Here is a 21084-nt window from a genome sequence, read left to right on the forward strand (position 1 = left end):
TGTCTGCCCGATTGCCTTTCATAAGGGGCGGCGGCGCCAGGTTTCAACCTCATCTGGCCAGATCCCTCCCGAAACCGGGAGAGATCCACTCTTTGGGCCAGTTCAGAAGCGCAGCGACAGGCAGGACATGCCGCCATCCAGCTTGGCGCACTCGGTATTGCTGATCTGAACAACCTCATAGCCTTCGCGATCCAGCATCTCGGCGGTGCGCGGGAAACCTGCCGCCATGATCACCAGATTGTTGTAGCGGATGGCATTGGCCGCAGCCTCTTCGCCCTCGGCGACATGCAGCACGCGGTAGCCCTCAAAACAGCCCGATGCGTCCAGCCGTTTGGTGGCAAGGATGGTCTCACCATCCATCAGCGAACAGTCGGTCTTGAAATGCAGCACGCCCTCTGGCGTGAAAACCTCGCGCAGGCTGTGGCCCCAGTCAGACACGATCTCTGCCAGTTCCACCACGCCGGCCGCATCGGTCCGCGCTGAACGACCGACAAGGATTTCGCGGTCCGTCACAAGAATGTCGCCGCCTTCGATAAAGCCGGGGCCGTTGATTTCGCGCAGCTCGCCGTAGCATTGCCGCAGGGTCGGTGCCATCTCGGCCACCTCCCCCAGACGTGACGGCGCGCCGGGGCGCATCAGAACCGCGCCCTTGGGCAGGCAGAGGGCGGTGTCCTCAACAAACACCGCATCGGGAAAGGCCTCGAGCGGCGGCAGCTCGATCACCTCGGCGCCCGTGCTTTTCAGTGCGGCAACATAATCGGCATGAGCGGCCAGCATCCGGTCCAGATCGGGCGTACCGATATCCTCGGCCCGCAGGCCGTCGGTGATACTGGACGCGGGACGGCGGGTGATGGCGCGGGAGAATTCATATGTTGGGTTTGTCATGTCTCAGTCCTTTGTAGCCTGTGTCGGCACGTATTTGGGCGTGATGATCTCGATGATGCTGGGGCCTGCCTGCGCGGCGCGGTCTTTGATGGCCGCGGCAACCTCTTGCGGATCGGCGGAAACCGCCCGATGCAAGATCCCGAAGGACCGCGCCGCCGCAGCGAAATCCGGCGGTGTCGGATCACAGCCCACCACAGCCACGCCCACCTCCTGCATTGACCGGGCAATTTCCTGATAGCCGTGGTTGTTCCAGACGATGAACGTGATCGGCAAGGCTTCATCCACGGCTGTCATGATCTCGGGCAGGGAAAACTGTGCGCCACCATCGCCGACGATACAGATAACCGGCGTCTGCGGTGCCGCAACGGCGGCGCCGATCGCGGCCGGAATGCCATAACCAAGCGCACCATAGCCGGTGGCCGCATTGAACCAGCCCCCTGGGCGGTCATGATCGTAGTAGAGATTGCCCGCATAGATCGGTTGCGCAGAATCGCCAACGATGATTGCCCCCGGAACTGCTGCGCGCAGCGCATTCAGCACCTCGACCTGCGCGCGGTAACCCTCGCCGATTTCCTCCCAGGCTGCCGCGCGGGTCAGACCCGCCTGTGTGAGGCCCCAGTCGCCGGAGGGGCTGGCAACTGACGGCAGATCGGCGAGAACCGCAGAAAGAACATCCGCCACATCCGCATGGATCGCCAGCTCAGCCGGGTGTCGGGCCAGCTGCTCAGCGCAGAGATCAACCCGTATCAACCCCGGCATCTGTGGCATCACTCCGCTGGCATACATATCGTAATCGGTCGGCCCCAGCTCGGTTCCCAGCGCCAGCACCATATCCGCCGTCTCGATCAGCCCCCGCACCGAGGCGAGGCTGGGGCTTGCGGGCACCGACAGCGGATGATCAAACAGCACCCCACGCGCATTAACGGTCTGGATCACCGGCGCGCCCAGATGCTGCGCCAGCTGGCGCAACTGATCGGCGCAGAACCGCGCGCCTCCGCCTGCCAGGATCACCGGGCGCTGTGCTGTCGACAGGCGCTGCTTGATTGCGGCCAGATCCGCGGCGGACGGCCCTGCCCTGTTCACATCAGTTGCCGACGACTGGCCGGTTTGGACCGCCGCCGCCCCTGCAACATCCAGCGGAACCTGCAGATGGGTCGGACCCGGGCGTGACAACGCGCTGCCGTCAACCGGTGCAAAAACCTGATCGAGCGCCCGCGCCAGACCCTCCGGCGCCGCCACATGCTCGGACCTCAGCGCAACCAGCTGCGCCAGCGCATGTTGATCCGGCAGCTCGTGCAGATGGCCCAGCCCCTGACCGAGAGAGCCGCTCGCGTTGACCCCGGATATCACCAGCATCGGCACCGAATCCGCCCGCGCCTGCGCCATCGGCGTCAGCGTATTGGTCAGCCCCGGTCCGGTGATCACAAAGGCCACACCCGGTCGGCCGGAAACCCGCGCATAGCCATCGGCCATGAACCCGGCCCCCTGCTCGTGACGCGGTGTGATATGGCGCAGGTCCGAGAGCGCCAGCCCACGGTAAAGCTCTACCGTATGCACACCGGGAATGCCGAAAACATGGCGCACGCCCCGTGTTGCCAGCGCCTCAACCAGCGCTTCGCCGACGGTGTGCGGTGCCGCGTCTTGGGCGGGCCTGCTCATGCCACCTCCGCCGATCGCTGGCTGGCATGATCGACGATCCGCGTCAGCGCGCGGTCAAATGCCTCATCCTCAATCGTCAACGCCACCCGGACCCAGCTCCGCAGACTGTCACCAAAAGAGGATCCCGGCATCACCGCAACCCCACCCCGTCTGAGCAGATCCTGCGCATAGGCATCGCCATCCATACCGGTGGCCGAGACGTCAATCATCGCAAACATACCTGCCTGCGGGCTGTGAACCTGCAATGCCGTGTCGCGGTGCAGCCGCTCTGCCAGTTTCGCCGCACGTATGGCAAATCGCCTGCGCATCCCCGCCGCCACCGGTGATCCGTCGCGCACGGCCTGCTCGGTCATATCCGCGATGAAGGGCTGGTTACCAAACAGCATTGTTTCCGACAGCGGCAGCAAGCCGTCGCAGAAGGCTTTACTGGCAATGCACCAGCCACTGCGGAATCCGGGTGCGGCATGGGATTTGGAAATCGAGGAGACAACGATCACCCGCTCCGAGAAGGCCGCCCGCGCCAGCGGCGAGACAAACTCCGCCGCTTCAAACACCAGCTGTTCGTAGACCTCATCAGAGATGATCCATAGATCATGCGCCTCGGCCAGTCGTCCAATCGCATCAAGGTCCTCAACAGTCAGAATTGACCCGGTCGGATTATGCGGTGTCGTCAGCAGAATAGCGCGACTGCGCGGCGTGATTTTCTCGGCGATATCATCGGCCTGCATCCGAAAACCATGCTCGGCCCGAAGCGCTACGGGCACCATATCGGCACCGCTTGCCCGGATTACTCCTTCGTAGGTGGCATACATCGGATCGCCGACCAGAACCTCGTCCCCGTGCTGGGCCACACCCATCAGCACCGCATAAAGCGCGGTCTGCGTGCCGGGAAAACACAGGACGTTATCCAGCCCTATAGGCCGCCCCGTGCTGGCGCTATAACGCGCAGCAAGCGCCTGGCGCAGGTTGGCTTCACCACGACCGTCCGAATAACCGGTCCGGCCAGACACCATCGCAGTGCTGGCGGTACGCATCAGCACATCCGGGGGCGGCACGTCAGGTTCGCCGATGGTCATTTCGATGATATCGGCCCCCGCGGCGATCATCTCCCGCGCGGTCAGATGCACAGCCCATTTGGCCCCGCCAAGCCCCGCAAGCCGCTTGGTCACATCGGTCATTCTCATGGCTCTTCCGCCTTATGCTGCAAATTCAGTCCCAGAATTGCGCTGACGGATTCCAATCCGATGGCAGGCAATTCCCCCTCGTCGAAGGCCTCCGGCAAGGCACCGCCCTCCATCCATAGCCCGTCGATCACCGCGTTGCAGGCCACCGCAAGATGATGCAGCCGCGCCGTATCCACCGGCCGCCCTGCCTCGTTCAGCGCGGCGGCGATCAGCTCGCCCAGCTTGTCGCGGAAATAATCATAGGTGCGCTGGTGGATCTGCCGCATGTCGGGATCCTGCTGCACCTTGTTCAAAAACCCAGCCCAAAGCGCCACGGCGGTCGGCTCTACAACGGGCGGGCGCAGCGATGACTCGACGAACCCCGCCAGACGCGACCGGGCGTCGCCTTCGATCCCGGCGATCGGCGCATAGGTGAGATCGCTGATGGTGACCATATGGTGTTCATAGGCCGCGGTCATCAGCTCTTCCTTGGAGGAGAAATAGTGTCGGATCAGCCCCTGGGTCACATTCGCCCGCTCGGCTATGTCGCGCACGGTGGCACCGCGCACGCCTTTTTCGGCCACCAGCTCCAGCGTTGCGGCAATCAGCGCGTCCTTGCGCTCCTCTGCGGTCGCACGCTTAAACTTCCGGCGTTCACCTGACACGGGCTCTCCAATGGCTGAATGGTTGCTGGGATGCAGTAATTATACACTTGCATAATTACGCCAAGTCAGCCTTACTACAAGCCGAAATATGAGGACAATAGAAAATGCCCGATCCGGCTGCCGCTGGCCCTGCCCCGCATTCAACAGCCCCAGTCCCCGCGTCGGATGCCGGTGCCGCGAACATCCGGGCCACGGAACGGACCGAGGCGATCCGGGTGAGCGACCTGCACAAATCCTTTGGGTCTCTGGAGGTCTTGAAGGGTGTCTCCCTGACCGCCCGACAGGGCGATGTGGTGGCGATTATCGGTGGCAGCGGGTCCGGCAAATCCACCATGCTGCGCTGTATCAATTTTCTGGAAACACCCAATTCCGGCGAAATCGTCATCGCGGGCGAAACCATCGCCATGCGCCCCGATGGAAGCCCCGCCGACCGCCGCCAGATCGAACGTATCCGCACCCGGCTGGCGATGGTCTTTCAGCAGTTCAACCTGTGGACCCATCGCACCCTGCTGGAAAACGTGATCGAAGTGCCGGTTCATGTGCTGAAAGTGCCCCGGTCGCAGGCCATCACCCGCGCCCATGAGCTGCTCGCCCGCGTCGGGCTTGGTGACAAGGCGGATGCCTTTCCCGCTTTTCTGTCCGGCGGCCAGCAGCAGCGCGCCGCCATCGCCCGCGCCCTTGCCGTGGATCCCAGCGTGATGCTGTTTGACGAGCCGACATCCGCATTGGACCCCGAATTGGTGGGCGAAGTGCTGACGGTCATCCGCGATCTGGCGGCCGAAGGGCGCACCATGCTGCTGGTCACCCATGAGATGAAGTTCGCCCGCGAGGTTGCCAACCATGTTGTCTATCTCTTTGAGGGCCGCATCGAAGAGCAGGGCCCGCCGGCCGAAGTCTTCGGCAATCCAAAGTCGGAGCGGCTCAAACAGTTCCTCAGCTCAGTCGGATGATTTCGCCATTCGAACAAACAAATAACAAAACAGGGAGACAGTCATGTCCATGAAATCAAACCTCAAACGCACAGCTCTTGCCGCGACTCTGCTGGCGGCTACCGGGGCAATTGCCCAGGCCGAACCGGTGAAGATCGGCGTCGCCGCAGAACCCTATCCGCCATTTGCCTCGCTGGATTCATCCGGCCAGTGGGTGGGCTGGGAAATCGACATTATCAATGCCGTCTGCGCTGCCGCCGAACTGGACTGCGTGATCACGCCGGTTGCCTGGGATGGCATCATACCCTCCCTCACCGGCCAGCAGATCGACGCCATCATGGCCTCCATGTCGATCACCGAAGAGCGGTTGAAAACAATTGATTTCTCCGACCCCTACTACAACACCCCGGCGGTGATTGTCGCCGACAAATCCATGGACATCGAGCCGACCCCGGACTCGCTGGCGGGCAAGGTGATCGGCATTCAGGCCTCTACAATTCACCAGACCTATGCGCAGGAATACTTCAAAGATTCCGAACTGCGCGTCTACCAGACCCAGGACGAGGCCAATCAGGATCTGTTTGCCGGCCGTATCGACGCCACCCAGGCCGATAGCATCGCAATGGCCGATTTTGTCGGTTCGGACGCGGGCAGCTGCTGTGAGATCAAGGGCGCGGTGGCCAATGACGAGGCGATCCTCGGCAAAGGCGTCGGCGCGGGCGTGCGCAAAGGCGAAGCCGATGTTCTGGCAGCCCTGAACAAAGGGATCGCCGCTATCCTGGCCGATGGCACCCATGCCGATATCACCTCGAAGTATTTCACGACCAGCATCTACTCCGAGTAAGGACATAACGTGACCGGACTCCTCGACCTGTTTGGTCTGGCCGAGAGCGCGCAGCTGTTGTCGCTCTCGCCGCCGGGATGGGGGGGCAACCTGTTACGGGGCCTCGCCAATTCGCTTCAGATCGCTTTTGGCGCATTTGGCATGGGGCTAATTATCGGGCTTTTCGGGGCCTATGGAAAACTCTATGGCGGGCCGATCCTGCGGGATCTGCTCGCCATTTACACCACCGTGATCCGCGCCGTTCCCGAACTGGTGCTGATCCTGATCCTCTATTATGTCGGCACCGATCTGATCAACAGGCTGGCCGCCGGCCTCGGCTATGGCCGGGTCGAAATCAGCGGCGTTGTGGCAGGCATCTGGGTGCTTGGCATTGTGCAGGGTGCCTATGCGACCGAAGTCCTGCGCGGCGCCATCAAGGCGGTACCGCCGGGCCAGATTGAGGCCGCCCGGTCATATGGCATGCCTGCTTTCATGACCATGCGCCGGGTTACCATCCCGGCCATGATGAGTTTTGCAACGCCAGGGCTGGCCAACCTGTGGCTGATCGCGACCAAGGACACCGCCCTGCTGGCCATCGTTGGCTTTGCCGAGCTGACCTTGGAAACCCGGCAGGCCGCCAGCAGTACGCGGGCTTATTTCACTTTCTTCCTCGCGGCTGGGGCGCTTTACCTGATGGTAACCCTCTGCTCTGGCGTGATTTTCAACTGGATTGAACGTTGGGCCAGACGTGGGCAGCCCTCCCTGCGGGAGACCCGCCAATGAGTGTGCTGAAACCTCTGATGCAGCCTCACCGGCTTGTCCTCATGGCGCTATTCGCAGGCCTGATTGTCTGGTGCGCAGTTTCCCTGCGCTGGGACTGGATTCCAGCCTATGCGCCGCTCGCGCTCCAAGGGCTCTGGACGACGATCTGGATCCTGGTGGTAACCAGTATCCTCGGATTTGCGCTGGCGGTACCGCTTGGCCTCGCCCAGGCGGTTGGCCCCTGGTATCTGTCGGTTCCCGCACGGGCTTTTTGCACCGTCATTCGCGGCACGCCGCTGCTGTTGCAGATATGGCTGCTCTATTATGGGCTGGGATCGCTGTTCCCGCAGTTCCCGTGGATCCGGTCCAGCGAGCTGTGGCCCTATCTGCGGCAAGCCTGGCCATATGCGGTGCTGGCCCTGACCCTGTCTTATGCAGGCTATGAGGGCGAGGTGATGCGCGGGGCCTTCTCAGGCGTTGCCAAGGGCCAGCTGGAGGCCGCCAAGGCCTACGGTATGCCACGCGGCACCATGTTCCGCCGGATCTGGCTGCCACAGGCGGTGCGCAACGTCCTGCCAACGCTTGGGGGCGAAACCATCCTTCAGCTGAAGGCGACACCGTTGGTGGCCACGATCACGGTTCTGGACATCTACGCGGTTTCCTCGCGGGTGCGGTCTGACACGTTTATCGTCTATGAGCCGCTGCTGCTACTGGCGCTTGTCTATATGGTGATTGCCGGGCTGATCACCCTCGCCTTCAAACGGTTTGAGGACCGGATCCCGCAGCGGCAATAATCACCCGCCCAGCAAGATCAAAGAGCCCCCAGGTGCCGCCTTGGGGGCTTTTCCATGTGCCTGCCGGTCCGGTTCACAGGCATCTAGGACAGGATGGTCAGCTGCTCCACATCCCCGTCGATATCGTGACAGGCCGCCAGCAGCCGCTCCTGCAGATGTGAGGTGACGTAATTTCCGTGAAACCGACTTGGCGCGCGTAGGATCAGACGGCCCCCTGCCCTGCTCTCCCGCGTCAGCGCCTGTATCCAGGCAGCGTAAATGGCCGGGTCCTCCTGGTGCAGGACCGCCTTCGCGAGGCTCCACTCGCTGCCGTCGCTGATATCAGGTGCGGGCGCGGTTGTTCCGGTCATCAGCGGCACCACGTTTTTCTCCGGCTCATCGCTGCCACGCATCCGGTGATCGAAATCTGGTCCGACAGCGGCCCAGCAGCTGCGGGTGTCGTCTAGGATCCGCTCCAGATCAAAACCGTATTCCGTTACCCGCCCCCGCGCGCCCTGCCGTTTCACCACCAACCAGCCGAGTGCGCGCAGCTTGGCCATCTCGCGTTTCACCGTGCGTTCGTCGACGGACCACATGCGGGCAATCTCGCGCTGGCCGACTGCCAGCTCATTGCGTTGCCAGTTGTAGCGCGCGGTCATCAGCGTCATGAACCGCAGAACCAGTCGCTGCGGCCCCTTCTCCAGAGATAGGGCATAGGTCCCCATTGCGGTGAGGATATCGTATTTCAGTGCCGCGGCCTGACGCCCGACGGGTTTGCTGGCAAGCATGGCTGCCCTCTTGTCTCCATCCGATGGTGGATGGCTGCCTCTGTCGTCTCATGTTTGCCACGAGATCCTGTTGGGTTCATTGTCGGACCGGGTGGCCCGTGGGTTGCGCTGCGTCGCAACTCTGGGTCCTTTTGATCCGAACTCAACGTTCTTTGGTTGGTTTATCTGATTTGCGTCCAGCGATACGATTCTGTCAAGAGCGCTGTTGCCCGAGGGGCTGTTCCAATTCCATTTTTGAATCAAAAATAGGTATTCATGGTATTGGGTGACAGGTAGGCTGTCCCCTATTGATCGAAAAATGTCCCCCAATATGCTGGGGCAGCTCTGGGCGCGTCCCCCTATATCAGGGTCGAATATCCAGAAAACCCGTCAGCGGCGCGGGAGCCCGACCGAATCGCAATCGCCCGATAAACAAAGGGTATTACCGCGCTATTCCTGTCGACGTCCCCACGGGGACAGGACGCTTATTCCTACGATAATAGGTTTTGCGTTTTTTGCAAATTCGGCGTAAACGAGTTTCTAGGTAGAAAAAGCGTCCGCTTGGTGAATAAGGCCGCACTACAGAGATCGAGGAGCAGAGATGTTTACCCATCAAGACCTGGCGAATATGCAGGCACAATCCCTGAAAATGCAGAGTTGGATCCGGCAGCAGACCTTCTCTCCCAAGATGGAAAAGACGCTGAGGCGCTTCTCCAGCTGGGAGGTGGCCGAGCTGATCTTCAAGGTGAACCAGTCCACGCTGCGTGGACGGCTGGCGGCCGATCCCAGCCTGCCCCAGGGCCATGTCGAGGAAGACGGGCGTCAGCGTTGGTATTCGCTTGAGGAAATCAATGAGCTGCGCCGTCGGCTGAAGGTGAACCGCAAATCGCTGATGCCGGAGCGACCGGCGGGCAAGCGGGCCTTGCGGGTGGCCATTTCCAACTTCAAGGGGGGGGCGGGCAAATCGACCGTAGCGCTGCATTTTGCCCATGCCGCCGCCTTGGACGGTTATCGTGTGCTCTGTGTTGACTTTGATCCGCAGGCCACCCTGTCCCATTCGATGGGGCTGAGCGATGTGACCGAAGATTATACGGTCTGGGGCATCATGGCGCGGGACCTCGTGCGTGAGACCGAACGGATGAACGCCAGTGCGCGCGGCGCCGAGTCCGGCGCCGCCCTGCCCGAGCGGCGCCTGCCAGAAGCGATCACCGGCATGGGCTTGCAGGATCTTCGGATCAGCGATTTTGTAAAGCCGACGAGCTGGCCCACGATTGATGTGATCCCCAGCTGCGCCAATGCCGCCTTTGTCGAATTTGCATCGGCGCAGTACCGCCATCTCAATCCGGAATGGTCCTTCTTTGCAGCGGTGTCGCGTTATCTCGATCAGTTGCCGTCGGACGATTACGACATGATGATCTTCGACTGCCCGCCGGCCATTGGCTATCAGTCTATGAATGCGGTCTTCGCCGCCGATATGCTCTATATCCCGTCAGGTCCCGGATATTGGGAGTATGACTCCACCACCTCGTTCATCGGCCAGCTCTCCGAGGCGCTTGAGGATCTCTCGGCGTTCAACGGGGTTGTCCCTGCGGGGACGTTCAGCCTGCCGAAGGTGTTTCAGGAGGTCCGGTTCCTGCTCACCCGCTATGAATCCGGCAATGACCTGCACCGCGCCATGCGCGATGCCTTCGTCAAGGTCTTTGGCGACCGGATGACGGAACATCCGATTGAGATGACTCGAGCGGTGGAACAATCCGGGCGCTTCCTCAGCTCGATTTACGAAATCGACTACCGGGATATGACGCGCGAGACCTGGCGACGGGCGCGCGCGTCTTTTGACCAGGCCTATATGGAGTTCAAGGGCAACGCCCTGACCGCATGGGCCCAGCTGGAGGATGAGGCATGAGCAAGCGCAGAATGTTCGACATCGATTTTCCGTCGGATCCCACCCCCGCCACGCCCGAGGCAGCCTCCCCTGCCCCGGTGGACCCGCACCCCGGCGCCCCCGCGCTTGAGACGAAGTCGGCGTTCCGTTCAGGCGAGGCGCGCCGTGGCCCGATGGCCACCGCCATCAGCGAAAACGCCGAAGCGCTGCGGACACGGGCGGAGGTCGAGCAGAATATCCGGGCAGAGAACGATCGCCTGGCGCATGAATTCGTCCGGCTGAAGACGCTTGGTCTGGTGGTCGATCGGATCCCGCTGGATCTGATTTCGACCAGCAAGCTGATCCGCGATCGCGCCGTCAACCGGGATCCTGAGCTGGAGGAGTTGAAGGAGTCGATCCGCGATCTTGGTCTGTCCAATCCGATCCGGGTGGAAGAGGACGGCGAGGGGTATCAGCTGGTACAGGGCTTCCGGCGACTGTCGGCCTATCGCGCGCTTTACGAGGAAACGGGAGAGGAACAGTTCCGCCTGATCCCGGCCGGACTGGTGGCGCGGGGCGAGACGCTACAGGGTCTGTACCGGCGAATGGTGGATGAAAACCTGGTGCGCCGGGATATTTCCTTTGCCGAAATGGCGCAGCTCGCGCTCTCCTATTCGCAGGATCCAGAGACGGATTCAGACTCTGTAGAAGACTCTGTTGCGCTGCTTTATGCCTCAGCCGGGCGTCAGAAGCGCAGCTACATTCGCCACTTTGCAGAGCTGCTGGAACTGATTGGAGAAGAGCTGTCCTATGCCGAGGCGATCCCCCGTGCATTAGGGCTGGATCTGAAGAAGCACCTGCTGGAGAACCCGGCCACGCTTGAGCCGCTGCGGCAACGCCTAAGGGAGCGGAGTTTTTCGAGCGCTGAGGAAGAGCTGGCCGTGTTGCGGCAGGTGCTCAAGGCCCCTGCATCGGATGTTAAGGAGGCCAGTACCAGCCAGCGCGCCGGCATGGCCAAGACCACGCTGCGCTGTTCTGTCCCTGCGGGGACGGTGCGGTGTCTGGCGCGGGACGGGCGGATTGAAATGGCGATGGAGCGTGATTTCTCGGCGGTTGACCAGCGTCGGCTTGAGGCCGCGATCACGGCTTTCTTTGATGCTCTGGACGGGGATCAGACCTAGCGCTGAGCTGGCCGACACGACGGTATCAATGAGGCTGTCCCTGCGGGGACGGCCTTTTTTTGAGCCAGGCTTCAGATGGGTGGATTGTCATTGATCATGCTCGCCGCGCTGCTGAAGGGAGCAGAGCATTATCATTGTCCCTGCGGGGACACCCGCCACGCCGCAAGTGCTGGTGAGATGACGCTCGTTGGCGCATCGGGGGGTGTGCTGTCCGGTGACTTCGTGGCTGTCGCTCCGGTGGCTCTTGCATGCTGCGCAATTCGACTAAAAAGCAACCCTCTAAAACTGGTCTTGAGTTTGCGTTAAACTGTCTGAATGGGGCATTAATGGGCGATAATTAAGGCACAATCCTGCCATCGTTCGCCCCGACAACCAAACCAAAGGCATGGCCGTTTTCCGCGGCACCAAGGTTTGGAGTGATCGACATGGCATCAACAGACAGCGCGCAGGCAGCAACGACACCGGCGCTGGACCTGCGGGTCCCCGGCGAGATGCGTGACAGCGACGACTGGCTGGTGTCGACATGGAATGCCGGTCAATCGCGCGACACCACGTGGTCACAGGATAATGTCCAGATCAACAGTGACGGCGCGGTTGAGCTGCATCTGACGTCGGACAATGGCGTTGGAGAGCGGCTTTTCACCGGTGGTGAAATCCAGTCCGAAGCGGCCCATGAGACCGGCATCTGGAGCTGGACTGCACAGGCGCCGCAGATGCAGGATGGCACGGTCTTTGGGATGTTCCTCTATCAGGAGGACTATCGGAACGATCGCTGGCTGGAGTTCGATTTTGAATTCGTTGGCGCCAATACCCGTCAGGTTCAATTGAGCATCCATATGGAGGCGGAGGATGGCAGCCGCGTGCGGCTGGCCGATGGCCCTGCGGGGCCGCTGGTCGTTGATCTTGGGTTCGATGCCGCCGAGGGGATGCATACCTATGAAATCGAATTGACCGGCACCAGCGCGATTTTCCGCGTAGATGGAGAGGTGCGCGCCGATCTCAGTGGGGCTGATATGCCGGGTGGGCTTTGGTACTCCGGGGCGGTCAAGAGCTTTGCTGACCTTTGGGCGGTGTCCGACAATCAAACTGCTTGGGCCGGAACACCTGACCCGGATGCGCCGCCGCTGGTCGCGGTGATTGCGGATGTGTCCCTGCCGGGACAGGAAGATCCCGCCGAGCCGGAGTTCGACAGCGAACAGCGTGGCACGGAGCAGGCAGAGGATCTGTTCGGCGGCGCTGGTGCAGATCTGATCCACGGTGGCGATGGTGCGGATCAGCTGGTGGGCAATCGTGGTTCGGATCACCTCTATGGTGACAAGGGGCAGGACATCCTGCGCGGCAAGGACGGAGATGATTTCCTGTTTGGTGGTCGCGGCCGGGATCGTCTGGCGGGAGGCGGGGGTGACGATCAGCTTGACGGTGGGATCGGTCGTGATCAGCTGCGCGGCGGGGGCGGCGCGGATGTTTTTATCTTCCGCCAGGGCGGGACGCCGGACCGGGTCAATGATTTCTCCCTGTCCCAAGGGGACGTTCTGGATCTGACGCGGTTCAATCTGGATGGTGCGGATCAGCTGCGCTGGCTTGATGGTGAGCGTGGGCGTGGTACGCGCGATCTGTTGCAGGCCGAGGGCGAAGATGGCTGGGTGAATGTTGCGGTGATCGATGACCGGGCGGATGCGCTGACACTGGATCTGCTGATAGCTCAGGATGCGATCCTGTTCTAGACATATGTGTACATTAGTGGGCTACCTTGTTACCGCAGCCCAGCTCTCCCAAGGCAGGCTGTCACGGCCCAGCAGGGCGGGAAGTTGGCGCAGATCCTCCGCGAAACAGCTGCGCAGGTCTTCGATATCGCTGTCGCGCAGGGGCGGCACCACATCACGCATGTTCTGGCTGTTGGCACGCAGCACTGTGGAAACCGGCTTGGTGGATTTTAGCCGGGCCAGGCTATCCTCCAGCCCGGCTTTGCGCAGTTGATCACCACCAGCACGAAGCAGGCTGCGAAGTGCAGGGAGCCGGGCGCGGTCGCTTTCGTTTCGTCGCTCATGCAGCACCGGAGAGCTGTGGCTATCGTCGAGCCCGGCAAAACGATAGACAGTCTGGGCAGCCGCGACCGGATCGGCGCTGATTTCCTCTGCCAGCAGTACCAACACGCGATCATGGCCGAGGGTGTCGAGCCAGCGCCCCAGATGGCGGCTGTAGAGCCCCTGTTCCAGATAGGCCGGATTGTTCGCCAGCCCGTCGTGGAAGGGCAGGGGAGGAATATGGCCCTTGATCACCTCATGCAGGTGGTTGGAATAGGCGCGGGTGACCGGATCGCGCAGCAGGCAGATCACCTTGATGTTCGGATCAAAGGCATTCAGCCGGTCGGGGCAGCGCGGGTCATAGAAATATGAGGGCGATGCCTCAAATCTCACCGTCTTGTCCGCGCCATGGCTGAAATGGCTGCGATACCATTGATAGCCGCGATCGAAATAGGCACTGAAGAAATCCAGTTCCTTGGGATCCGATACGGCGGCATCAGGATGGGCACCGAGGGCCGCGTGAATGAAGGTGGAGGCGCATTTCTGTGCGCCAATACCCACCAGCGTCGGACCAGCCTGTGCCGCGCTGTTACCGGATGGCGCAAGGGGGGGCGTGGTCATGGCGGGTCTTTCCTGTCGGCGTGGCGATTGCGGCGGTACTGAGCGCCAGTCTTAGCACCTCGGATCGGCGGTGCCACGGGAAATGACCCCGTGCATTCCGTCAAACGCCGCTGCCCGGCATCTGGCCTCACCCTGCGGGGACATGCTAGATATGCCGGGAGAAGAGTGGGCAGCATCATGCAGGAACCGGCAGGGCAGGGGCGGATGATTTCGATCATCATGGCCAATCATCAGGGCGCGCCATATTTGCCGGACGCGCTGCGGTCGGTGGCGTCGCAGACCCATGCCGACTGGGAGTTGATCGTGGCTGACGACGGGTCCAGTGACGGATCGGTGGATATCCTGCGAGAGGTTGCACGCCAGGACCCCCGCGTGCGGGTGCTGCTGCATGAAACACCCAGCGGTCCTGCTGCCGCCCGCAATCGGGCGCTGGCGGCGGCCCGTGGCGATTGGCTGGCAATCTGCGATTCCGATGACATAATGCACCCGGACCGGTTGCGGCGCCTGCTGGCCGCGGCAGAGGCGCTGGATGCGGATGCGGTTGCGGATGACATGGTGCATTTCGCGACGGAGCCGCTGGCTGGTCCGCGCAGCGTTCTTGGCAGTGATGCGCCGGAGGTGCCGCGACAGATCGGGCCTGCGGATATGCTGCGGGTGCCGGAACCGGGCACGTCTGGTGCGCAGCTGGGCTATCTGAAGCCCCTGATCCGCCGTCAGGCGCTGGCGGCCTTGCGTTATGATGAGGCGCTGACGATCGGCGAGGATCAGGATTTCTATCTGCGATTGCTGTTGCAAGGAACGCGTATGTGGCTGCTGCCGGAGGCGCTTTATCTTTACCGCCGACATCCGCATTCCCTGTCACATCGATCGACCCGACGGCAGATTCTTGCGGCGCTTGCTGCGATGGAGGCGTTGACGGGTCAATTGAGTGCATCACAACATATTGAATTAAAACATATTATTGAAGAGAGACGGCAAGTGCTTCAATACCGTCTGGCCTTTGAGACGCTGGCAGAGACGCTGAAACAGCGGCGGTTTGGGGCGGCGCTGCGCCAGATCCTGCGGCATCCTGCGCTGGGGTATCGACTGGTGCAGATCGCCTGGGCGAAGATGCGCAGTATTGGCAGGGGGCAGGGCGGCGGCCAAGCTGGACAGGCCGGTGAGGCTGCGGCGGAGCGGGTCCATCTAATCGGCCCTGCCGATGGGCTGCCGCCGCAGGGAGAGGGTCAACATGTCGTTGTCCCGGACCCCGGCGCCGATGGTGGCCATAGCAGTCTATGGGCGGATCTGTGTTATCGGGCCTCGCGCCGTGTGCTGACTGTGACCTATGGTGACGAGGCCGGGCTATCGGCGGCCTGGCGGATCCCGGCCGCCGCGCATATCAAAGCGCGCGGGGCTGTGGTCTCTGATCTGATGCCGCCGCAGGGCCGCCGGGATGGCTGAGCCGCGCCCGCAGATCTCGGTGATTATGGCCACCCGCAATGCCGCCGCTCATCTGCCGCTGGCGATCCGGGCGGTACTGGCACAGACCATGGCGGATCTGGAGCTGATCATCATTGATGACGCCTCCGACGATGACAGCTGGGCGGTGATCCGTGCGGCTGCGGCCAAGGATCCGCGCATACGGGCGCAACGGCGGCCGCACTGCGGCGGTCCGGCTCGGGCACGTAATGATGCGCTCGGCCTTGCACGCGGGGACTGGGTGGCGATCTGCGACAGTGACGACAGCCAGCATCCCCGGCGATTGGAGTTGATGCTGGCAGCGGCGCGGGATCTGGGGGCCGATGTGGTCGCTGATGACCTGATCCTGTTTTCAGAGCGACCGATGGTGCGGGGAGAAACGATTCTGGGTGGTCATGCGCCGCAGCACGCCCGCGCGCTGACGTTGAAGGATCTGGTTCTGAGCGGGGTTGACCCTCAGGGCATCAGTCACATCGGATACCTTAAGCCATTGATCAGAAATCAGCTTCTTCGTGATCTGCGATACGACCCCGCGCTGCGGATCGGCGAGGATCATGACCTTTATCTGCGTCTTCTGCTGGCGGGTGCGACGATGTGGGTGCTGCCGATGGCGGCCTATCTCTATCGTCGGCACCCGGCGTCGGTTTCGTATCGCAACGTGCCCGAGGATCTGGCGGCACAGATCCATGCGCTGGATGGTCTGGTTGCGCAGGACAGGCGCGAGGAGCTGGCGCTCCACGCGGGCATTCGTCGGCAGGCACTTCTGCGGCGTCAGGCACAGCTGGAACTGGCGCGGGAGGTTCGCAGCGGTCGGCTGGGCCGCGCCGCCTGGCGCGCCGCAATGTGCCGCGATCATTGGCCATGGGTGTTATCCGTCCTGCGCAACCGGCTGGAGCTGAAGCTGGTGGCCGGGATCTCGCGCCTGTGGTGTCGTCCGCAGCGCTGGCGACTGGGCCGTGACGGCAGGGCAGGGGGGAGGAGCCTTCCGACAGACAGCGCAGGCGAACTGGACCTCAGCGCCGCGGCGGCGCCGATCTGGGCGCGCCTGTGCTGCGCCGCCTCGCGCAGGCGCATTGATGCGGAGGTGAGTGATGCCCTGGGCAGGTCTGCCCTGTGGATGGTGCCGACGGTTCGACCCCCAGGGGAGCAGAGCTGCGGTGTTGCCGCAGAGACGCGGGCGGGCGTCGCGGCTGGGCGCGCGGCTGGATTGGCGGAGGGGGAGCAGGTAGCGAGGGATAATGGTGGGCGTTTGAGGCGGCATATGGGACGACATGACACTCACGGTTGAACCACCGCAAGACATCGGGCAGCCGAAGCTGTCTGTGCTGCGGCGCGGAGCTGGTCGCTGGTGGTTGACCCGTGGCCATCTGCGCATGGGTTATCTGATCCTTGCGGCCATGTCGGGTACCGGGGTGGTCTATCGGCTTGGGTTCCAGTCGCCCGGCTGGATGGCGCTCTATGTGCTGACGATCCTGTGGTATCTGCGGGACTGGCGGCAGAGCGCTGCCATTCTCTGGCAGGCGTGGCCGGTGCTGATGCCCTGCGTGATTGCAATGGCCTCCACCCTGTGGAGCATCAACCCGCCGGTCACCGCCTATCGTAGTTTCCAGCTGACGATGACAACGCTGATTGCCGTGCGTATCGCCTCTGCCATTCCGGCGCATCATACGATGATTGTTGTCAGCCTGACCTCGGCGGTCGGCGTGGCGCTGTCTTATCTGAATTCCGTCGTGACCTTCCTTGCTCCGGCCTTTCATCCAAACGGGGCGCTGAAGGGCATCTATATGCACAAGAACTCCCTCGCGAAGGCGACGGTGAATGCAGCGCATGGGCTGGTGACGCTGGGGTTCTACTGGCGGCTTTCGATCCTGGGTATTCTGGCGGCGGCGCTGATGATCCCGGTGCTGGGCATGGCCCAATCGGCGGGGGCCTATGTGACCTTTGCCATTCTGGCGATCTATGTGCCGGTGCTTTGGATCCGTCGCTGGGGCGGGACAGCGCGGCGGGTGGCGCTGCTGTTTTCGCTGATGGTGCTGTTCCTGGTGCCGCTCGCGATCTATATCTCAGGCATTGACGCTTTGGGGCTGCTGCTGGAGCGGCTGGGCAAGGACAGCACCCTGACCGGGCGCACGGTGATCTGGGCCTTTGGTCTGGAGGAAATCGCCAAAGCGCCGATTGGCGGCGTTGGGTTTGGGGCGTATTGGTCGGTGCCATCTTACGCACGGCTTTATATTGAGGCCTATGTCGACGAGGGACTCTATTGGTTTCATAACAGCTATATCGAACTGATGGTGGGCAACGGGCTCCTTGGGGCGGTGACGTTCTTTGGCCTGCTGATCGCCGTCGTGCTGCGCTGTTTTCGCTGGTATTTGCAGGATGGTAGCGTGACCTCGGGGTATTATCTCTTCTATGTGCTGATCAATCTGGTCGCGGCGCTGTCGGATAACGTGATCTACAACGAGCATTCGATCCGGCACATGCTGATCGCGATGGCGTGGATCTATGCCGGCCGAGCGCTGGGGCGCTGGCGGGATGTGCCACCCCGGATCTGAGTGTACTTTTGGGGTCTAGCCTGCGTTCTGGTTCTCATCCTGCGCCGGATCGAGCGGTAGCTCCATTGCGGCCTCCAGTGCGGGGTCAAGCTGGCTGAGGATCCAGGTGCGGTCTTCCGGCGTGATCAGGTGGCCGGGGGTCTTGGGTTTTACATCACGGTCGGACCATGACCAGCCATAGTGTCCCTGCGGGACCTGCAAGCGCCTGTTCGGGGGCACCGGGCTTTCGCCTGCGATGCGCGCAATGATGTCTTCGGGGCGCCGACTGATGGCAGCATGGGTGGTGTAGATCACCCGTGCACCGCGCCGGGGCAGGGACAGCAGCGCCTCTGCCTTGGCGCGACGCAACGCCAGCAGATTGGCAAAGGGCGCGCCGGTGATCGGATGCAGATCCTGGTTCAGCGGCTGACCTTTGCATGGGCTGGTCTTTGGCAGGTCAAACCACGCCGGTACGTCGATCTCGCTGCGCCATTCGGCGCGGATAAACTGCGAAAACGGCAGATCACGCAGCGCTGGCAGGCTGTGCCACGGCTTGCCATACATGCTTTCAAGCCATTGGAACGGATCGCGAAAGATCACGATATAGAGCACATCCGCCGGCAGCGCGATGAGGTTCGGGAAGGCATGTTTCCACATGTCATAGCGCGGGCGTGCAGCGGCGAAGTTCTGCTGGATCAGCTGGTCGAGAAAATTGGTGCCGGAACAGCGCTCACCCAGCACCTGATAATTCAGCACAGGTCGGCCGAGGCAGCGGCGACCGGCTATCCTGGCCTTGCGCAAAAGGGGGGACAGCTGCATCGGCTCTCTCAGCTGTGGTAATAGCGGTCGCGCGACCGTCTGGTTGCCCCGTAGAGCGGCTGAGCGGTGCCTTTGACCTTGGTCAGCACAATGCCGTCGGGACTGCGCCCGCCCTGTTCCAGCTGCCGTAGGGCATTGATAAAGACCGATTGCCGGGTGGTGTTCCATTGCGCCAGCAGGATCAGAAGGTCCGCATGCAGGCCGATGATCCGCGCATCGGGCACAACGGAGATGGGCGGGGTGTCAAAAATGATGATGTCCCAGTGATTGCGCGCCACCGATACAAGCTCGGTCAGCCCGCCCTGGCTGAGCAGATCCGCAGCACTGCCGGTTACGGTGCCGGCAGGCAGGATATCGGCCTGCCCCAGCGCACCGGGAAGCACCGCCGCTGCCAGATCACATTGCCCGGTGAGGACATCAAAGAGTCCCGGCTTGCTGTTGCCACTGGCCAGCGGGTCAGACAGGGAATGGCGGCGCAGGTCGCCGTCGATCAGCAGGACCGATTTACCGATCTGCGCCATATTATGTGCCATGGCCGCCGACAGAGTCGACTTGCCATCGCCGCTTTCGGCGGAGGTAAAGACAACCACCTGCGGCGGGACATCTCCCCGCGCCATCAGCAGCGTGGTGCGCAGATTGCGAACAGCCTCGCCATCGCGGGTCTGCGGGCCAAGCGCGCCGGCCTGTTCGGGCCGGATTTTCTGCGAAAACTGGTCCAGCACCGCAATCACAGGCACGGACGTCAGGCCTGCGATCTGCGCTGGGGAATGCAGGCGCGCCCGGGAGAGCTGCAACACGACAACGAGAACAGTGCCGAGAAACCCGCCAAGGAAGACCGACAGGATAAGGATCCGGCCCTTGTTGGGCAGGGCAGGCTGGTCCGGGGGGAAGGCGCGCGAGATCACCCGGCTGTCGGCGCGTTGCAGGCCGATCTGCATGGAGGTTTCACGCAGCCGGTTCTGGAAGTTTTCAAACAGCAGACGGCTGGCTTCGGCGTCGCGTTCGGCCTGCACAACTTCGGTCAGCGCATCGCTCTGGGTGGCGATGGTGATCTCCAGATCGGCCATCGAGCGGCGGATTGCCTGTTCCTTGGCTTCGGCTTCGCGCAGATCACGAGCGACTTGCGCCAGAACCGCGCGCCAGCCAGCCAGCGGATCATCAGCGCGCGCCAGAAGCGCGCTATAGCCGTAGCGGCGGGCGGCGGCGCGCTGCTCCTCGGCTGTTTGCAGGCTGCTCAGTTCGGATTGTTTGGCCCGTTGCGCGGCGACATCCTCGGCCCGCTCGGTCAGCGCGCTGCGCAGGGAAATCAGGCGGTTCTCCAGCCCGATCAACTGTGCGGGGCTGGTCACATCGGCCTGCGCCCGGATGTCGGCAACCCGCCGTTCGTTTGCTTCCAGCTGGCCGCGCAGCTCGGTCACCCGGTCCGCCAGCCAGCCGGTGGCCTGTTCGGTGACGTTCAGCTTCACCGCCACCTGATTTTCGATATAGGTGTCGGCGAAGGCATTGGCGATATCAGCCGCCTTGAAGGGGTTCTCGCTCAGCACCCAGATCGAGAAAATATAGGTGTCCGGGATGTTCACCACCCGCATGTTGGCGAGCAGCGTCTGGATCACCTTTTCGCGGACAAAGGCCGGATCTGGCGGAATGGTCGTGTCATAGACGGGCATCCCGAGGAGTCCCTTGATCAGATCTTTCAGCGTCTGGACAGGATTGAGGCCGGGATCGCGCAGCATCATGTTGAATTCCGGGTCGGAAACAAGATTCAGCCGGTCGACGACCTGACCCGCCAGTTCCCGACCGCCAAGGATGTGAACCTCGGTTCGGATCACCTCATCCGTGGCGGAAAGGCCGCTGACCACGCTTTCGATATCGACCACTTTTTCGTCGCGGGTGTCCAGCACCAGCTGTACCTCGGCACCGTAGAGCGGAGTGGCGGCGAGATAGGCTCGCCAGATGCCCAGAAACAGACCGAGCAGGACACAGGTAGCGATGACCCAGCGGCCGCGCCAGATGATTGCAAAAATGGCGCCGAGATCGAGCACCTCCTGGCCGTCATCCGCGGCAAAGGACGTCTTAGGCGTGGACACGTTGGTTGACCCCATCGTTATTGGTTTGCCCACGGCCCGCCCTGCGTTGCGCGACGCCGCAGGGGTGGCA

18 protein-coding genes are annotated in these 21084 nt (G+C 62.4%); 10 read left to right on the forward strand and 8 right to left on the reverse strand.

The features are described 5' to 3' along the window. Positions 1 to 102: 102 nt before the first annotated feature. The 4 genes from VWZ87_RS00810 to VWZ87_RS00825 are packed head-to-tail and all read right to left on the reverse strand — an operon-like array spanning position 103 to position 4372. Positions 103 to 885: a dimethylarginine dimethylaminohydrolase family protein gene (locus VWZ87_RS00810; RefSeq protein ID WP_416535353.1), complete on the reverse strand. Its 783-nt coding sequence runs from the start codon at positions 883 to 885 to the stop codon at positions 103 to 105. Between the two features lie 3 nt (positions 886 to 888). Then, positions 889 to 2544 carry a 5-guanidino-2-oxopentanoate decarboxylase gene (locus VWZ87_RS00815; protein ID WP_416535354.1) on the reverse strand — a complete coding sequence of 552 codons (1656 nt, stop codon included), beginning with the start codon at positions 2542 to 2544 and terminating at the stop codon, positions 889 to 891. Then, positions 2541 to 3728 (reverse strand): pyridoxal phosphate-dependent aminotransferase, encoded by a 1188-nt coding sequence (locus VWZ87_RS00820; RefSeq protein WP_416535355.1) that lies wholly within the window; start codon positions 3726 to 3728, stop codon positions 2541 to 2543. Before VWZ87_RS00820 ends, VWZ87_RS00815 begins: the two co-directional genes overlap by 4 nt. Continuing rightward, positions 3725 to 4372 (reverse strand): TetR/AcrR family transcriptional regulator, encoded by a 648-nt coding sequence (locus VWZ87_RS00825; RefSeq protein WP_416535356.1) that lies wholly within the window; start codon positions 4370 to 4372, stop codon positions 3725 to 3727. Before VWZ87_RS00825 ends, VWZ87_RS00820 begins: the two co-directional genes overlap by 4 nt. Before the next feature lie 104 nt (positions 4373 to 4476). On the opposite strand from VWZ87_RS00825, the gene VWZ87_RS00830 reads away from it, so the two are divergent. The 4 genes from VWZ87_RS00830 to VWZ87_RS00845 are packed head-to-tail and all read left to right on the forward strand — an operon-like array spanning position 4477 to position 7680. Next, positions 4477 to 5322, forward strand: coding sequence for an ABC transporter ATP-binding protein (locus tag VWZ87_RS00830; RefSeq protein WP_416535357.1), 846 nt, complete (start codon positions 4477 to 4479; stop codon positions 5320 to 5322). Between the two features lie 43 nt (positions 5323 to 5365). Beyond that, positions 5366 to 6145, forward strand: a complete 780-nt coding sequence (locus VWZ87_RS00835) for a transporter substrate-binding domain-containing protein (RefSeq protein WP_416535358.1) — start codon at positions 5366 to 5368, stop codon at positions 6143 to 6145. A gap of 9 nt (positions 6146 to 6154) precedes the next feature. Continuing rightward, positions 6155 to 6907, forward strand: coding sequence for an ABC transporter permease (locus VWZ87_RS00840; RefSeq protein ID WP_340547739.1), 753 nt, complete (start codon positions 6155 to 6157; stop codon positions 6905 to 6907). After that, entirely contained in the window at positions 6904 to 7680 is a 777-nt protein-coding gene (locus VWZ87_RS00845) for an ABC transporter permease (RefSeq protein ID WP_416535359.1), read from the forward strand. Before VWZ87_RS00840 ends, VWZ87_RS00845 begins: the two co-directional genes overlap by 4 nt. 83 nt (positions 7681 to 7763) lie before the next feature. Here VWZ87_RS00845 and VWZ87_RS00850 read toward each other — a convergent pair whose 3' ends face one another. Then, on the reverse strand, positions 7764 to 8447 hold the full coding sequence (locus tag VWZ87_RS00850; RefSeq protein ID WP_416535360.1) for a DnaA N-terminal domain-containing protein: 684 nt from the start codon (positions 8445 to 8447) through the stop codon (positions 7764 to 7766). A 580-nt stretch (positions 8448 to 9027) separates the two neighbouring features. Between VWZ87_RS00850 and VWZ87_RS00855 the strand changes: the two genes are divergently transcribed. The 3 genes from VWZ87_RS00855 to VWZ87_RS00865 all read left to right on the forward strand — a co-directional run bounded on the left by VWZ87_RS00855 (position 9028) and on the right by VWZ87_RS00865 (position 13195). After that, complete coding sequence (locus tag VWZ87_RS00855; RefSeq protein WP_416535361.1) at positions 9028 to 10332, forward strand: AAA family ATPase; 1305 nt, start codon at positions 9028 to 9030, stop codon at positions 10330 to 10332. Further along, the gene (locus VWZ87_RS00860; protein ID WP_416535362.1) at positions 10329 to 11471 is read left to right on the forward strand and encodes a ParB/RepB/Spo0J family partition protein; all 1143 of its coding nucleotides are present in this window, start codon (positions 10329 to 10331) and stop codon (positions 11469 to 11471) included. The genes VWZ87_RS00855 and VWZ87_RS00860 overlap by 4 nt, the downstream gene beginning before the upstream one ends. A gap of 425 nt (positions 11472 to 11896) precedes the next feature. Continuing rightward, complete coding sequence (locus VWZ87_RS00865) at positions 11897 to 13195, forward strand: family 16 glycosylhydrolase (protein WP_416535363.1); 1299 nt, start codon at positions 11897 to 11899, stop codon at positions 13193 to 13195. A gap of 21 nt (positions 13196 to 13216) precedes the next feature. Here the strand turns inward: VWZ87_RS00865 and VWZ87_RS00870 are convergent, their stop codons facing one another. Beyond that, a complete protein-coding gene (locus VWZ87_RS00870; protein ID WP_416535364.1) occupies positions 13217 to 14116 on the reverse strand; it encodes a sulfotransferase domain-containing protein in 900 nt (299 codons plus the stop codon). A 177-nt stretch (positions 14117 to 14293) separates the two neighbouring features. Here VWZ87_RS00870 and VWZ87_RS00875 point away from each other — a divergent pair, with 177 nt between their 5' ends. From VWZ87_RS00875 to VWZ87_RS00885, 3 genes are read left to right on the forward strand one after another with little or no spacing between them, the layout of a single operon-like run. After that, on the forward strand, positions 14294 to 15559 hold the full coding sequence (locus VWZ87_RS00875) for a glycosyltransferase family 2 protein (RefSeq protein ID WP_416535365.1): 1266 nt from the start codon (positions 14294 to 14296) through the stop codon (positions 15557 to 15559). Continuing rightward, positions 15552 to 16865 (forward strand): glycosyltransferase family 2 protein, encoded by a 1314-nt coding sequence (locus VWZ87_RS00880; protein WP_416535366.1) that lies wholly within the window; start codon positions 15552 to 15554, stop codon positions 16863 to 16865. Before VWZ87_RS00875 ends, VWZ87_RS00880 begins: the two co-directional genes overlap by 8 nt. After that, a complete protein-coding gene (locus VWZ87_RS00885; RefSeq protein ID WP_416535367.1) occupies positions 16849 to 18129 on the forward strand; it encodes an O-antigen ligase family protein in 1281 nt (426 codons plus the stop codon). Before VWZ87_RS00880 ends, VWZ87_RS00885 begins: the two co-directional genes overlap by 17 nt. A 15-nt stretch (positions 18130 to 18144) precedes the next feature. On the opposite strand, the gene VWZ87_RS00890 is transcribed toward VWZ87_RS00885, so the two are convergent. Both VWZ87_RS00890 and VWZ87_RS00895 read right to left on the reverse strand, forming a co-directional pair. Next, positions 18145 to 18927: a hypothetical protein gene (locus VWZ87_RS00890; protein ID WP_416536892.1), complete on the reverse strand. Its 783-nt coding sequence runs from the start codon at positions 18925 to 18927 to the stop codon at positions 18145 to 18147. An 8-nt stretch (positions 18928 to 18935) separates the two neighbouring features. After that, positions 18936 to 21014: a GumC family protein gene (locus VWZ87_RS00895; protein WP_416536893.1), complete on the reverse strand. Its 2079-nt coding sequence runs from the start codon at positions 21012 to 21014 to the stop codon at positions 18936 to 18938. Positions 21015 to 21084 lie beyond the last annotated feature (70 nt).

It is taken from the genome of Phaeobacter sp. JH20_37 (assembly GCF_048056015.1).
Lineage (GTDB): Bacteria > Pseudomonadota > Alphaproteobacteria > Rhodobacterales > Rhodobacteraceae > Phaeobacter > Phaeobacter bryozoorum.

Excerpts from the sequence above, each read along its gene's own strand:
- VWZ87_RS00870 (WP_416535364.1), bottom strand. The coding sequence starts at position 14,116 with ATGACCACGCCCCCCCTTGCGCCATCCGGTAACAGCGCGGCACAGGCT.
- VWZ87_RS00885 (WP_416535367.1), top strand. The coding sequence starts at position 16,849 with ATGACACTCACGGTTGAACCACCGCAAGACATCGGGCAGCCGAAGCTG.
- VWZ87_RS00830 (WP_416535357.1), top strand. The coding sequence starts at position 4,477 with ATGCCCGATCCGGCTGCCGCTGGCCCTGCCCCGCATTCAACAGCCCCA.
- VWZ87_RS00855 (WP_416535361.1), top strand. The coding sequence starts at position 9,028 with ATGTTTACCCATCAAGACCTGGCGAATATGCAGGCACAATCCCTGAAA.
- VWZ87_RS00890 (WP_416536892.1), bottom strand. The coding sequence starts at position 18,927 with ATGCAGCTGTCCCCCCTTTTGCGCAAGGCCAGGATAGCCGGTCGCCGC.
- VWZ87_RS00845 (WP_416535359.1), top strand. The coding sequence starts at position 6,904 with ATGAGTGTGCTGAAACCTCTGATGCAGCCTCACCGGCTTGTCCTCATG.
- VWZ87_RS00820 (WP_416535355.1), bottom strand. The coding sequence starts at position 3,728 with ATGAGAATGACCGATGTGACCAAGCGGCTTGCGGGGCTTGGCGGGGCC.
- VWZ87_RS00860 (WP_416535362.1), top strand. The coding sequence starts at position 10,329 with ATGAGCAAGCGCAGAATGTTCGACATCGATTTTCCGTCGGATCCCACC.
- VWZ87_RS00810 (WP_416535353.1), bottom strand. The coding sequence starts at position 885 with ATGACAAACCCAACATATGAATTCTCCCGCGCCATCACCCGCCGTCCC.
- VWZ87_RS00865 (WP_416535363.1), top strand. The coding sequence starts at position 11,897 with ATGGCATCAACAGACAGCGCGCAGGCAGCAACGACACCGGCGCTGGAC.
- VWZ87_RS00815 (WP_416535354.1), bottom strand. The coding sequence starts at position 2,544 with ATGAGCAGGCCCGCCCAAGACGCGGCACCGCACACCGTCGGCGAAGCG.
- VWZ87_RS00875 (WP_416535365.1), top strand. The coding sequence starts at position 14,294 with ATGCAGGAACCGGCAGGGCAGGGGCGGATGATTTCGATCATCATGGCC.
- VWZ87_RS00835 (WP_416535358.1), top strand. The coding sequence starts at position 5,366 with ATGTCCATGAAATCAAACCTCAAACGCACAGCTCTTGCCGCGACTCTG.
- VWZ87_RS00850 (WP_416535360.1), bottom strand. The coding sequence starts at position 8,447 with ATGCTTGCCAGCAAACCCGTCGGGCGTCAGGCCGCGGCACTGAAATAC.
- VWZ87_RS00880 (WP_416535366.1), top strand. The coding sequence starts at position 15,552 with ATGGCTGAGCCGCGCCCGCAGATCTCGGTGATTATGGCCACCCGCAAT.